At 65.0% G+C, this 13,493-nt stretch carries 12 protein-coding genes; 5 read left to right on the forward strand and 7 right to left on the reverse strand.

Going from position 1 to position 13,493, the window contains the following annotated elements; translation table 11 throughout:
* Window positions 1-240 precede the first annotated feature (240 nt).
* Window positions 241-1,383, forward strand: a complete 1,143-nt coding sequence (locus ACE191_RS08670; protein WP_400191801.1) for an FAD-dependent monooxygenase — start codon at window positions 241-243, stop codon at window positions 1,381-1,383.
* Between the two features lie 9 nt (window positions 1,384-1,392).
* Here ACE191_RS08670 and ACE191_RS08675 read toward each other — a convergent pair whose 3' ends face one another.
* Both ACE191_RS08675 and purE read right to left on the reverse strand, forming a co-directional pair.
* Window positions 1,393-2,586, reverse strand: a complete 1,194-nt coding sequence (locus ACE191_RS08675; RefSeq protein WP_400191802.1) for an endonuclease/exonuclease/phosphatase family protein — start codon at window positions 2,584-2,586, stop codon at window positions 1,393-1,395.
* Between the two features lie 86 nt (window positions 2,587-2,672).
* Window positions 2,673-3,218 carry a 5-(carboxyamino)imidazole ribonucleotide mutase gene (gene purE / locus ACE191_RS08680; protein ID WP_400191803.1) on the reverse strand — a complete coding sequence of 182 codons (546 nt, stop codon included), beginning with the start codon at window positions 3,216-3,218 and terminating at the stop codon, window positions 2,673-2,675.
* A 142-nt stretch (window positions 3,219-3,360) separates the two neighbouring features.
* Here purE and ACE191_RS08685 point away from each other — a divergent pair, with 142 nt between their 5' ends.
* The 4 genes from ACE191_RS08685 to ACE191_RS08700 all read left to right on the forward strand — a co-directional run bounded on the left by ACE191_RS08685 (window position 3,361) and on the right by ACE191_RS08700 (window position 6,761).
* A complete protein-coding gene (locus tag ACE191_RS08685) occupies window positions 3,361-3,987 on the forward strand; it encodes a MarC family protein (RefSeq protein ID WP_400191804.1) in 627 nt (208 codons plus the stop codon).
* A 3-nt stretch (window positions 3,988-3,990) separates the two neighbouring features.
* Window positions 3,991-4,569 (forward strand): hypothetical protein, encoded by a 579-nt coding sequence (locus ACE191_RS08690; protein WP_400191805.1) that lies wholly within the window; start codon window positions 3,991-3,993, stop codon window positions 4,567-4,569.
* A gap of 195 nt (window positions 4,570-4,764) precedes the next feature.
* Entirely contained in the window at window positions 4,765-5,811 is a 1,047-nt protein-coding gene (gene hemE / locus ACE191_RS08695; protein WP_400191806.1) for a uroporphyrinogen decarboxylase, read from the forward strand.
* A gap of 146 nt (window positions 5,812-5,957) precedes the next feature.
* Window positions 5,958-6,761: a glycosyltransferase family 2 protein gene (locus ACE191_RS08700; protein WP_400191807.1), complete on the forward strand. Its 804-nt coding sequence runs from the start codon at window positions 5,958-5,960 to the stop codon at window positions 6,759-6,761.
* A 597-nt stretch (window positions 6,762-7,358) separates the two neighbouring features.
* Here ACE191_RS08700 and ACE191_RS08705 read toward each other — a convergent pair.
* The 5 genes from ACE191_RS08705 to ACE191_RS08725 form a co-directional block, all read right to left on the reverse strand.
* Window positions 7,359-8,381, reverse strand: coding sequence for a bifunctional heptose 7-phosphate kinase/heptose 1-phosphate adenyltransferase (locus ACE191_RS08705; protein WP_400191808.1), 1,023 nt, complete (start codon window positions 8,379-8,381; stop codon window positions 7,359-7,361).
* A gap of 222 nt (window positions 8,382-8,603) precedes the next feature.
* Entirely contained in the window at window positions 8,604-9,137 is a 534-nt protein-coding gene (locus tag ACE191_RS08710) for a YfiT family bacillithiol transferase (protein WP_400191809.1), read from the reverse strand.
* Window positions 9,138-9,214: 77 nt separating this feature from the next.
* Entirely contained in the window at window positions 9,215-9,586 is a 372-nt protein-coding gene (locus tag ACE191_RS08715; RefSeq protein WP_400191810.1) for a hypothetical protein, read from the reverse strand.
* A gap of 145 nt (window positions 9,587-9,731) precedes the next feature.
* Window positions 9,732-10,952, reverse strand: coding sequence for a pyridoxal phosphate-dependent aminotransferase (locus ACE191_RS08720; protein ID WP_400191811.1), 1,221 nt, complete (start codon window positions 10,950-10,952; stop codon window positions 9,732-9,734).
* 75 nt (window positions 10,953-11,027) lie between these two features.
* Window positions 11,028-13,004: a glycosyltransferase gene (locus ACE191_RS08725; protein WP_400191812.1), complete on the reverse strand. Its 1,977-nt coding sequence runs from the start codon at window positions 13,002-13,004 to the stop codon at window positions 11,028-11,030.
* Window positions 13,005-13,493 lie beyond the last annotated feature (489 nt).

Below are 13,493 nucleotides of genomic sequence, written 5' to 3' on the forward strand. Positions count from 1 at the left end.
CCCCAACCCACTCACCCAGTGGATAAGTTTCCCAGCCGCTGCGGGAAGCGACTAACTAAAAATAATAAATATTATCCTATTCAAAAATGAATTTTAATTCTCTCCGCTGCCGCTCGCACCTTGGGCTCACCTGCCGGGGCGGTAGCGGCTTTGCGGCCGGGCATCTAAGTTGCGGCCGCATTCGGGTCGGGCAGCGGCCAGGCCCCGCGTTTCGGCTTATCACCAGTCAACCTTCTTCCCATGCACTTTCTGATCATCGGCGGCGGCATCGGTGGACTCACCACGGCTTTGGCTCTGCGGCAGCAGGGTCACCACGCGCAGGTATTCGAAGCCGCCGCCGAGTTGCGCGAGATTGGGGCCGGCGTGGTGCTGGGCGCCAACGCCATGCGGGCCCTCGACCGGCTGGGCATTCACGCCGCCGTGCGCGCCGCCGGGCAGCCTATTACCAGCATCGGCCTGCTCGACCAGCGGGGCGGCGTGCTCAACGAGGTCGACACCACCGCCTTCACCCAGCGCCTGGGCTACGACAACCTGGCTATTCACCGCGCCGCCCTGCAGCGCGTGCTCCTGGATAGCCTACCCGCCGGCACCCTGCAGCTGGGCAAGGCATTCGAGCGGTTGGAGCAGCAAGGGTCGCAGGTTACGGCCTACTTTGCCGACGGCAGCAGCGCTACCGCCGCGGCTCTGATTGGGGCCGATGGCATCCACTCGCGCGTGCGCCGTCAGCTGCTGCCCCACAGTCAGCTCCGCTACGCCGGCTACACCTGCTGGCGCGGCGTCATCGACGCGCAGGCGCTGGGTTTGCCCGCGGGCCGCAGCACCGAAAGCTGGGGGCGGCAGGGGCGCTTTGGCTACGTGCCGCTGGGCAACGGGCAGGTGTACTGGTTTGCCTGCGTCAACAGCCCGGCGGCCAACGACGCCACGCACCGGACCTGGCGCCGCGCCGAACTGCTGCGGCAGTTTGCCCACTACCACGCGCCCATTCCCCAACTGCTGGCCTACACCCGCGACGAGCAGATCATCTGGGGCGACATCTTGGACTTGAAGCCGCTGGCGCAGTTTGCCTACGGCCGCGTGCTGCTGCTGGGTGACGCGGCCCACGCCACCACGCCCAACCTGGGCCAGGGCGCCGGCCAGGCCGTGGAGGATGCGGCCATGCTGATCCGCTGCCTGCACGAGGCAGCGGAGCCCGAAGCGGCTTTCCGCTTGTTTGACCAGCGCCGCCGCCCCCGCACCACGCGCATCGTCAACCAGTCGTGGCAGCTGGGGCGGGCGGCGCAGCTGCAGAACCCGCTGCTGACAAACCTGCGCAACGCCGTGATGCGCTGCGTGCCGCCGAGCGTGAACCGGCGGCAGATGGCGTTTCTCTACGAGGGAGAATAGGGGGGCGGCCTACAGGCCCGGCAACAGGCGGCTTTGCAACTCGCCCGGTACGTAGGGCGGCTTGTTGCCACTAGCCTCACCGGTTTCCTCTTCCTGCTCTTCCTGGCGGCCTTTCTGAATTTTCTCCCGGGCCTCTTCCCAGTCTTCTTCATCGGGCCGCTCCACGTTTTTCAGTTGCTGGCTTTCGGCTTTGGGCTCGTAGCTGAGCTGAATGAAGATGGGAAAGTGGTCGGAGCCGATGTGGGGCAGACGCTCCATGCGGGCCACCTTGAAGTGGGCCGAGTGAAACACGTGGTCGAGGGGCCAGCGCAGCAGGTGGTGGTCGGCGTGGAAGGTGGGGAGCAGCCCGCGGCCAATGCGCGGGTCGAGCAGGCAACTGATGCGGCGGAACAGTTCGGAGGTGTGCGACCAGGCCACGTCGTTCATGTCGCCGGCCACGATGGTGGGGCCTTCGTGATTTTCGATTTCGTGGCCCACCAGCAGCAGCTCGGCGTCGCGGCGGGTGCTGGTTTTGGCTTCCTGCGGCGCCGGCGGCTTGGGGTGCAGGCCGTGCAGGCGCACCTTCACCCCGCAGGGCAGCTCCACGAAGCCATGAAACGAAGGCACGTCGTCGTCCATCAGGAAGCGAATCTGGGGCTCGTGCAGGGGCAGGCGCGAAAACAGCAGCAGGCCGTAGGTATTGGGCAGCGGCGCGTAGGCGGTGTAGGGATAGTCCTTCTCGAGGCCGCGCAGCTGATCCAGCCACCAATCATCGGTTTCCACGGCCAGAATCAGGTCGGGGTCAGCGTGGCGGATGACGCCCAGGCAGCGCGAGGCGTCGCGGTTGGTCATCAGCACGTTGGTCACCAGCAGACTGATCTGGCAGTCCCGGTCGTCGAGCGGGCGGGTGCTGGGCAGGGCCTGCTTGCGCATGAACGGGGTGTAGGGCAGAATGCGCACTACCTGGTAGACGGTGGCAGCCGCCACGGCTACCAGCAGCGCCGGCCCATACCAGTCCTCGTGCTGAAAATCGAGCAGCAGGCCCGCCACCAGCACCAGCACGCACACACCCACCACTTGCAGGCGCGGAAAGTCAAACACCCGGATCCACCAGGATTCGCGGCGCAGCAAAGGCAGCAGGGTCGCCACCAAGGTAGCCAAGCCCAACGTTGCCGTCAGGACTTCAAGGACGCGCCAGAGCACGGTCAGCAGAGTAGTAAACACGAGGGGAAAGGCAGCTGTTTGAGAGAAGCTGGTCTGTTGTACTCCGCCGCCTAAAGTTGGTTGCGCGGCCGTTGGTTGCGCCGGGGCTATACCTCGTCGAGGCCGCCCTTGCGCAGCTCGTCCACGGTGCGCATCACCTTGTCGCGCAGGGCCGCGCGGTATTTTTCCAGGGCGTCGGCCAGGCGGGCATTGCCCAGCGCCAGCATCTGCACGGCCAGGATGCCGGCGTTGGCGGCGCCGTCCAGCGCCACCGTGGCCACGGGCACGCCCTGGGGCATCTGCAGCATCGACAAAATGGAATCGAGGCCGTGGAAGGAGGTGCTGGCGTTGATGGGCACCCCGATAATGGGCAGCGTGGTGAGGGCCGCCACCATGCCGGGCAAGTGCGCGGCCCCGCCCCCGCCGGCCACAATCACCCGCAGCCCGCGCTTGCGGGCCGATTCGGCGTACTCAATCAGGCGGTGGGGCGTGCGGTGCGGCGACACCAGCGTCAGCTCGTAGGGCACCGCAAACTGGCGCAGCACGTCGGCCGCGGCGTTCATCACGCGCAAATCCGACTGGCTGCCCATGATGATGCCCACCAGGGGCGTAGCGGTGGGGTCGGCGGTATCGGGGGGTGGCAGGGTGGTCATGCAGGTAAAACAGCGAGGCGGGGGCCATTCGTGCCCCGTTGAGGCAGCGGCCCACCGCGGGGTTGGGCCAAACATAGCCATTTTGCCCGCCCGCCGTATGCGGCAGGCTGCTACCTTTAGCCCGCCTACCCTCCGCTGCTGCATGGAAATCCTGCTCGCCACGTTCACCACGCTCTTTTCCGTCGTCAACCCCTTCGGGGCTATGCCGGTGTTTCTCACTCTCACCGAGCACGACACGGCCGGCGGCCGGGCGGCCACGGCGCTGCGGGCGTGCATGTACATGGTGGGCGTGCTGGCCGTGTCGTTTTTTGCCGGGCAGTACATCCTCAACTTCTTCGGCATCAACATTCACCACCTGCGCATCGCGGGCGGCATTCTGCTGATGCGCTCGGGTTTCGAGCTGCTCACGCCCGGCGGCAACCGCGCCAAGGTATCCGACGCCACCCTGGAGGAAAGCCTGCACAAGGACGACATCTCGTTTACGCCCCTGGCCATGCCCATGCTCTCGGGCCCCGGCTCCATTGCCGTGTGCATCGGCTTGTTTACCGAGCGCCCCGATTTTATGGCCATGGGCCTGACCTTGCTGGGCTTTGCGCTGGTGGCCCTGGCCAGCTACATCATTCTGCTCTCGTCGCTGCGGCTTACCCGGTTTCTGGGGCGGCCGGGCATGGCCGCGCTGGCGCGCATCATGGGCTTCATCACCCTGGCTATCGGCGTCAACTTCCTGGCCACGGCCATCGTGGCCCTGTTTCCGGGGCTGACGCGGTAGAGGATGGATATCGGCTGGTTACTACTGATTCTGTTCGTCTTCGGCACGGGGGCCCTCTGCCTGGCTCTGCCTCTACTGGTACTGCAAGCCGTTCGGAAGTGGCTGAAGCAGCGCGGGCATCAGCGCAGCGCGTGGACAGTAGGCTCGGGGCAGATACTTTATAGCCTGGGCTGTCTGTGGCTGCTCAAAGAGGTCATCTTTCCTTCCCCGGCTTCGTTCGAAAGCGAGTTTGAGCAGATTGTCGGTCGGCCGCTGCCTCAGTCAGGAGTAGTAACTGACGGCAAGGAATCCGGCTTCGACCCGCACGGAGATTATATTTCCTGCCTGCGGGTCGAACTTAGCGCCGCCGAGTTCGAGGCGTTGAGCAGGGCGCTGGCTGCCGATTCCTCGTACCGGCGAGCAGCAGGAGGCCCCGATTCCACTTTCATAGGCAGTAGCGAATACCAAGCGGTAACGGCCAACCTGCCCGATTCGGCCTACCAAATACATTACTCCAAAGGCATTGTCAACGAAAACGTGTACCGCTTTATCGGCTTCCTGCGCAACCGCAAGACCGTAATCGTGTACCGCGTCAGCAGCTGAGCCCGCGTTGTCCGGCCAGCACCCGTCGGGCAGACCGCTTGAACCTCACATTTCTTCAGCTCATCAGGCCCATTGGGCTTCTACCGCGAGGGGAAAGATTGCTTCGTCCTTCGTCCTCGCAATGACAAGCGCGGGCGGGCGGCTGCGCAGCTCAGGCCGGCCGTTGTACCTTTGCCGCTTCTAGCCTGCTCCCCAATGCTCAAGAACGACCTCCTGCTCCGTGCCGCCCGCGGCGAACAAACCGAACGTACGCCCGTGTGGCTCATGCGCCAGGCCGGCCGCATTCTGCCCGAGTACCGCGCCCTGCGCGCCCGCCTCAGCGGCTTCAAGGAGCTGGTCGAAACCCCCGACCTGGCCGCCGAAGTCACCATCCAGCCCATCGACGCGCTCGACGTGGACGCGGCCATCATCTTCAGCGACATCCTGGTGGTGCCCGAGGCCATGGGCCTGACCTACGAGATGGTGGAAGCCCGCGGCCCGCTGTTTCCCGAAACGGTGCAGTCGGCCGCCGACGTGGACCGCCTGCGCGTAGCCGACCCGCACGAGCACCTGGGCTACGTCCTCGACGCCATCAAAGTAACCAAGCGGGCCCTGGGCGGGCGCGTGCCGCTCATTGGCTTTGCCGGCGCGCCCTGGACCATCCTGGCCTACATGGTAGAGGGCCACGGCTCCAAGACGTTTTCGAAAGCCCGCCGCCTGCTGTTTCAGGAGCCGGAGCTGGCCCACCGCCTGCTGCGCAAAATCACCGACACCACCATTGCCTACCTGCGCGCCCAGGTGGAGGCCGGCGCCAACCTGGTGCAGGTGTTCGACTCCTGGGCCGGCATTCTGAACCCCGAGCACTACCGCGAGTTTTCGGCCCGCTACATCCAGGAAATCTGCGCCGCCATGCCCGCCGATACGCCCGTGACGGTGTTTGCCAAGGGCGCCTTCTTCGCCCACGACGACTTTGCCCGGATGCCCTGTCGCACCATTGGCCTCGACTGGAACGAAGACCCGCGCACGGTGCGCCCCCTGGTGGGCGACAAAACCTTGCAGGGCAACCTCGACCCCTGCGCCCTCTACGGCTCGCCCGAACAGGTGCGCGCCGCCACCGTGGCCATGCTCGAGCGCTTCGGCCCGCAGCGCCACATTGCCAACCTGGGCCACGGCGTGTACCCCGACACCAACCCCGACCGCGTACGCGTGTTCATCGACACCGTGAAGGAGCACAGCCTGCGCATGCGCCAGGATTTGGCGTAGGCTTCGTTGTTCGTTGTTGGTTTTTCGTTGTTCGTTTTTTCCTGTGCGCCGGTGGTTTCGGGCCATCCTGCCCAGGTGGAACCGGCCAAGCCGAAAAACGAAAAACCAACAACGAAAACCCAACAACCAAACCGACCCTTGCCCCCATGCCCCACTCGTTTGAGCCGCTTTCCTGCTACGTTCTCACGCGCAACGCCGAGAAGTACCTGGGGCAGGTGCTGGCCGCCATCCGACCCGTGGCCGACGACCTGCTCATCGTCGACTCGGGCTCTACCGACGCCACCCTCGACATTGCAAGGCAGCACGGGGCCCGCATAGTCACCCGGCCCTTCGACAATTTCCGCGAGCAGCGCCGCTTTGCCGACAGCCAGTGCCAGCATACCTGGACCCTGGCCCTCGATGCCGACGAAGTGCCTTCCCCGGCCTTCGTGCAGGCCATCCAAATGCTCAAGCGCAACCACTTCAACCAGCAAACCTCCCGCCCCGACGCCTTCCAGTTCGAGCGGGTGTGGTACGTGATGGGCCAGCGCGTGCACGCCTACTTCCCGGTATCGAGCCCCGACTACCCTACCCGCCTGCTCAACCGCGCCAAGGTAGGCTACGCCGACGGCACCGACGCCGTGCACGCCGGTCCCTCGGGCCACGAGCGCGTCGAGCGCATCGAGGGCGTGGTGCAGCACTACAGCTGCGACTCGGTGGACGAGCTCTTCGGCAAACTCAACCACTACACCACCATGGCCGCCCGCGACCTGGCCCGCCGCGGCAAGCGCGCCACCTGGCTCAAGCGCACCTTCAGCCCCTGGGGCGCCTGGCTGAAATGGTACCTGCGCAAGGGCAACTGGCGCGACGGCACCGTGGGCCGCCTCATGGGCCACTACGCCTACGAGTACAGCTACCAGAAATACCAGAAGCTCTACTTCGACCAGCGCCCCCCCACTCCAGCCCCCTAAGCCGGTTTCGCTTTCTCCGCCGCGTGGCTCAGCTCCCCCTCATCGGCGGGGACTGAGCCACGCGCCGTTTAGGCCCCGGCCGGCGCGTGCTCCCCCCGCCCAAGCGCCGCAAGCTGCGCCCCAAAAGGCGTCTATAGCAACCAAAGCCTCATCGATAGCAACCGAAGAGCCATCCCTAACAACCGAAGCTCCGTCGATAGCAACCGAAGAGCCATCGATAGCAACCGAAGCTCCATCTATAACGACCGAAGAGGCATCTATATAAACCGAAGCTCCATCTACAGGATTTTTCCGCTCTTCGGTCGTTGACTTTACCGCTTCGGGCACTATCGACGCTCCTTGGCGGGCTGCTGCGGGCGCTTCGACCCGTGCTGATACGGCTTCGGACACCAGGTCCCGAACCTGGGTTGCTTACGGCGGCGCGTCGGGCAAGGCTTGCGGCTCCCGGGCGCGGGCCACGACCCGTTCGGGGGCTACCGGCGCCGCGGCGGGGGCCGGGGGCGCGGCTAGGCCGGCCGGGGCGGAAGCCTGGCGCCCGACTTGGCTACGATTGTTCGCGCCGATGTGTAATGACCGGCGGGACGTTGCCCGCCGGGTTTAGGCTTGCAGGTTCAGGGCGACGGCCTCGGCTTCGGCCAGCAGCAGGCTTTTGTCGATGGGTACCACGCCCACCTGCTCGCACACCAGCCCGCCGCCCAGGTTCGACAGCGCGGCCGTAACCGGCGCGGGCAGCCCCAAGGCCACGCACAAGGCCGCAATGCTGATGACGGTGTCGCCGGCGCCCGACACGTCGGAAATGGTGCGCAGGTGGGCCGGCAGGTAGGTGCGCTGCCCTGCGGCGTCTTCCACAAACACGCCGCGCTCGGAGAGGGTCACCAGCACGTTTTCAGGCTGCATGTGGGCGCGCAGGCTGGCCACGGCCGCCTCGAAGGCGGGCAGGTCGGCGTCGTCGAAGGTCAGGCCCAGGCCCTCGCGCAGCTCCTTGAGGTTGGGCTTGAACAGGGTGCAGCCGCCGTAGGCCAGGAAGTTGCGCTTCTTGGGGTCGACCACGGTGGGAATGCCCCGCTCCCGGGCCTGGGCGATGAAGCGCGCAATGCGGCTGGGGTTGAGCACGCCCTTGTCGTAGTCCTCGAAAATCACCACGTCGGCGCGGTCCAGCAACTGCTCGAAGGCCTCGCTCAGGGTCGCGTCTTCGGCCGCGCTCAGGTCGGTTTCCACCTCCGAGTCGATGCGCAGCAGCTGCTGGCCGTGGGCCAGAATGCGCTGCTTGACGGTGGTGGGCCGCTCGGCGCTGCGCACCAGGCCATCGGCCGAGAGCTGGCGCTGGTGCAGCTCCAGCAGCAGCTGGTCGCCCCCGCCGTCGGTGCCAATGACCGCGCACAAGAGCGGCGTGGCGCCCAGGGCCTGCACGTTGAGGGCCACGTTGGCGGCGCCGCCCAGGCGCTGCTCGGTGCGGGCCACGTTCACCACCGGTACGGGCGCCTCGGGTGAGAGGCGGGTGGAGCGCCCCCACACGTAGGCATCCACCATCACGTCGCCCACGATGAGCACGGTAAGGCCGTTGAAGGCGGCGAAGAGTTCGGGCAGCGTGGCGGGCACAGACAAAGCAGCAGCGGGCATTGCGAAGCGGAATGACGAAACAGGCGGCAAAGGTAAGGCCCCGCTGATAGTTGGCAGTTGTGGGTTGCCCGTTGTCAGTGGCTGGTTGTTCGTGGTTCGTTGTTGGCTGTTCGTTGTTCGGCGCGGCCGCAGCCTCTCCCGACAACTGCCAACTATGGCCTGACAACTCTCAACTGACAACCAACAACTATCAACTCGCAACTATCAACTGGCAACAGACAACTATGCCAACAGGCGAATGTGACCCAGGTGGTGACGGCCGTGCCAGGCGTATTGCACCAGGGCCTGCTCCAGCGAGAAGGTGCGCTGCAGCCGCGGGTGGTAAAACGTGCGCTGCCACTGCTCCTCGCTCAGGTGGTGCAGCAGGTTCACCCAGCGTGCGTGCAGCTGCTCCAGCAAGCCCAGCGACACGGTGATGGGCGTGGCCGCCACGTCGGGCAGTTCGGCCCAGGCGCTTTCCTGAAACACCGGCACGGTGGGGTTTTCTTCCGTGAGGGCCTGCCGAAAGCGGGCGTAGAGCAGCGGGTGCATGTCGGCCAGATGGTGAATGATCTGCCGGCCGTTCCAGCCGCCGGGGCGGTAGGGCTGCTCGAGGCGCACGCCGCCCACACTGCGGGCCGCGGCCGTGAGCTGCGCCGGCAGCTCGGCCAGCTGCTGAATAAATGCGGTGCGCTCGGCGGCGGTCAGGGGTTGCTCGGGCAGCTGCACCCGGCCAATGGGAAAGCGCAGATGTTCGTCGGGGAAGGGCTGGGACATTTGCGGAGGCTCAGTTACTGAAAACCCAATAGCTGACGGCTGTGCGTCCTGGGGCGGGCAATACTACCTGTCAGCAGTCAACCTTTCGGCCATGCCCGCGCTGTTAATTGCTCGCCAAACAGCAAAGCAAACAAGATGATACTCATAAGTATTTTCACCACCATCCAGAAATCAAATTGTTGGCTGATCATAAACCACCCTATTGCAAATTCAATAGCGAAGGTTAAAATCAGGGCTAGCAGCCTTGACCAGCTCTTGTGCTCAAGCGCGAGCTTAATGGGAAACAGCAATGCAAGCGCTTCGATAGTTGGCCATATACAAAGCAGCGAGAGTGTAAAAACAATGTTTTCCGCATTGTTCAAGTTTTGCCAATTCCAGTCAGAGCCAGCGCCGCTTTCAATAAACTGATACCCATAAAAGCCGACCCATTTTATCACGATGTAGGCCATAAATCTGCTTAGCATAGGGCCTAGCGTTTTTCACGTTGGTAATGCAATGTATAACCTAGTCCACCATACGAAGGCCCGGCCGAAGCAATCTGATAAGATGCTTCAACCGGGCCGTTGAGGTCTATTGAGTCTGCGCGAACCTTTTCTACATCAGCTTGGCCAAACTCACGCGGATGCGGCGGAAGGCTTCGGCCAGCTTTTCGTCGGCGGCGGCGGTGCTCATGCGCAGGCACTGGGGCGCGCCAAAGGCCCCGCCGTCGACGGTGGCTACGTGGCCGTCGTTGAGCAGGTAGAGGGCCAGGTCAGCGGCGGTGTCGATTGTTTGGCCCGCGGGCGTGGCGCGGCCGAAGTAGGCCGACACGTCGGGGAACACGTAGAAGGCGCCGCTGGGGGTGGGCGTTTTCAGGCCGGGAATGTCTTTTGCCAGCTCCAGTACCAGGTCGCGGCGGCGGCGGTAGGCTTCCACCATCTCGTCGGCGGAGGAACGGCCGCCCTGCAGCGCGGCCAGGGCGGCGCGCTGGGCAATGGAGCAGGTGCCGGAGGTAATCTGGCTTTGCATTTTCTCGCAGGCGGCGGCAATTTCCTTGCGGGCGGCCAGGTAGCCCACGCGCCAGCCCGTCATGGCGTAGCCCTTGGAGAAGCCGTTGACGGTGATGACGCGGTCCTTAATGTCCGCGAACTGGGCCATGCTCACGTGCTCGCCCACGAAGTTGATGTACTCGTAAATCTCGTCGGCCAGCACGTGCACCTGGGGGTGACGGGCCACCACTTCGGCAATGGCGCCCAGCTCCTGGCGCGAAAACACCGCGCCGGTGGGGTTGCAGGGCGAGGAGTACATGATAAGCTTGGTGCGCGGGGTAATGGCGGCTTCCAGCTGCGCAGCCGTCACCTTGTAGTCGTTTTCGAGGGTGCCCATCAGCGTCACGGTGACGCCCTCAGCCAGCTTCACCATCTCCTCGTAGCTCACCCAGTAGGGCGCAAACACGATGACCTCGTCGCCGGGGTTGATCAGGCTCATCACGGCGTTGGCCAGGGCCTGCTTGGCGCCGGTGCTCACCACGATGTTTTCGGGCTGGTAAGTGAGCTGGTTTTCGCGCAGCAGCTTGTCGGCAATGGCCTGGCGCAGCTCGGGGTAGCCGGGCACCGGGGTGTAGAAGGTGTAGCCCGCGTCGATGGCCTGCTTGGCGGCGTCCTTGATGTACTGCGGGGTCTGAAAGTCGGGCTCCCCGAAGCTCAGGCTGATGACGTCGATACCCTGGGCCGCCAGCTCGCGGGCCTTTTTGGCCATGCCGATGGTCTGGGATTCCTGCATGGCATTGAGGCGGTCGGAAAGCACCAACGGGGCAAGCGCGGCAGTGGTAGGCATAAGTGGGAAACGGGCTGGGGTGGGGAAACGATGGGGAAAGGCTACAAAAGTACGCAGTTCGCGCTTCGGGGCGCGCTACTCCCGTCCCAGGCGGCGCAGGTTGCGCAGTACCAGGGCCAGGTCGGCTGCTGGCTCGTAGTCTTTGGCGTAGAGCACTTCGAGGCGGCGGCGGGTGGCCTCGCTCAGCGGCGTGGTGGCTTCGACGTGGTCGGCGGGGGACAGCACGGCGCGGGGGGCGCGCTGGGGAGCGGCGCTGTGGCGCAGGCCCACCCAGGTGCGGCGGCCCAGCAGCACCCGCAGGGCGTTGCGCAGGTAGCCGGCCTTATCCGTTACCAGCCAGATGAGCAGGGGCGCGGCGGCGAGCAGGCCCAGGCTCAGGAAGAAATCGAGGATGCGCTTGTGGCGGCGCTGCTGGGGCTTGTAGAGGTTCAGCTCGATGTCGAGGGCGTAGTAGTCGCCGGGGGAATCTTTGCTGGACGAGCCGATGATGTACTGGCTGTCTTCGGGCAGGATTTTGAAGGCCACGTGGGGGTGGCGGGCCTGCTCGTCGACCATGAGGGAGATGATGCGGGAGGCCGAGAGGTCTTTGCCGCAGAAGATCAGCTCGTCGATGGCGTAGATGCGCAGGATGTCGTCGAGCTGGCGCACTTCGCCGAGCTGGTCGTCGTCGGAAGTGGCAGCGGGGCCGGGGCTGACCCAGCCGATGACGCGGGCCGGCACGGCGGCCTGCTCGAGCAGCTGGCGCACGCGGCGGCTTTCGGCGGCCGAGCCGACGATGGCAATGTTTTTCTGGCGGCGCTCGGCCAGGTTGAGGTTGCGGTAGCGCCAGAAGTGCAGGAGCAGGCGCCGGCCGATGAGCGCGGCCACGGCCCACACCCCGCCCAGCACGATGAGGGCCTTGGAGAAGCGCCAGGCGTCGAGGAAGTTGGAGGCGGCCGAGATGAGCACGGTGCCCACGGCCACGCCGCGCACGAGGCGGGCGGTTTTGGGGGGCTCGTCGTAGGCGCCGCTGAGCCAGGCGCTGGTGAGCCAGATGCCGATGTAGGCGGGCACGGCCACCAGCATGTACTGCGGAGGGTAGGCCGTGGGTACGTACTTGTGGTTGTCTTCCCAGTAGTTTTTGAGAAAGTACATGCCCACGTAGATGATGAGCGCGTCGAGCAGCACGGGCCAGGCCTGGTCCCAGAAGCGGCGCACCACGGCCACGCCGGCCCGGAACCAGATAGCCAGGTTAATGAGCAGAGCAAACCAGCCGGCGCGCTGCGGGGCGAAGTGCTTGCGGGCGAAGATGACCATGGCGCGGTAGAACACGAACACGTAGTTCACGCTGGTGCGCTTGGTGCTTTCGCCCTTGTAGTGGATGATGCGGGTGCCGGGGTAGTAGTAGTTGAGCCAGCCGCCCTGCAGGAGGCGGTACGAGAGGTCGATGTCCTCGCCGTACATGAAGTAGTCTTCGTCGAGCAGGCCGACCTGGTCGAGGGCGGCGCGGCGCATGAGCATGAAGGCGCCGCTCAGAACTTCGATCTGGTGGGTCTGATCTTGGTGGAGGAAGCCGAGGTGGTAGCGGCCGAAGGTGCGCGAGCGGGGAAACAGGGCGGCCAGGCCGAAGACTTTGTGGAAGGCCACCCAGGGCGTGGGCAGGCCGCGCTTGCTTTCGGGCAGAAACTTGCCCTGGCCGTCGAGCATTTTCACGCCGAGGCCGCCGCAGCGGGGGTGCTCGTCCATGAACTGGCAGCAGAGACGGAAGGTGTCTTCCTCGACCACCGTGTCGGGGTTGAGCAGCAGCACGTGCTCCCCTTTTGACTGGCGGATGGCCTGGTTGTTGGCCTTGGAGAAGCCGGGGTTGTCGCGGTTGGCAATGAGGCGGACTTCGGGAAACCGCTCACGCACCATAGCCACCGAGCCGTCGACGGAGTTGTTGTCGACTACCCAGACTTCGACCGGGGCACCGAGCTTTTCGACGGCCCGCCGCACCGACAGCAGGGTCTGCTCCAGGAAGTAGCAGACGTTGTAGTTGACGATGACGACGGAAAGCTTGACGGGGGCGGGCACGGGCGGGATGAGGAGCGCGAGGAGCCGCGAAAGTTACGCAGCCTGGCGGATTGCGGCGGGCGGGGACGCGGAAATGGTGGTTGCACTGGCGGAAATCCTATTACCGCTAGCGGAAATCCTGCTTACACTGACGGAAATCCTAGTTACACTGGCGGAAATCCTAGTTACACTGGCGGAAATCCTACTTACGCAGGAGTAAATCCTAGTTACAAGGGCGCAATGGGCCTCCCCGCCCGGCCTTCGATTGCCTCACCCCCCGGCCCCCTTCCCTCGCTTGATGCGCGACATGGGGGAGAGGGGGAGCTTGGCGTCAGCAACCTCAGCACGCGGGGCGGGGCGGCGCCGCGCGAGCGAAGCCGCCCCGCCTGCCTACTTCATCGTTCTATGTCATCAGGCTACCTGACCAGTCTCTGGCATGGGACGGCCATCAGCAACGGCAGCGGGAGGTTCGGCGGTAGACCCGGCGTAAACGTAGTGGGGCCACGGCTT

The sequence above is a fragment of the Hymenobacter sp. B81 genome, from assembly GCF_044628455.1.
In the GTDB taxonomy this organism is placed as follows: Bacteria; Bacteroidota; Bacteroidia; order Cytophagales; family Hymenobacteraceae; genus Solirubrum.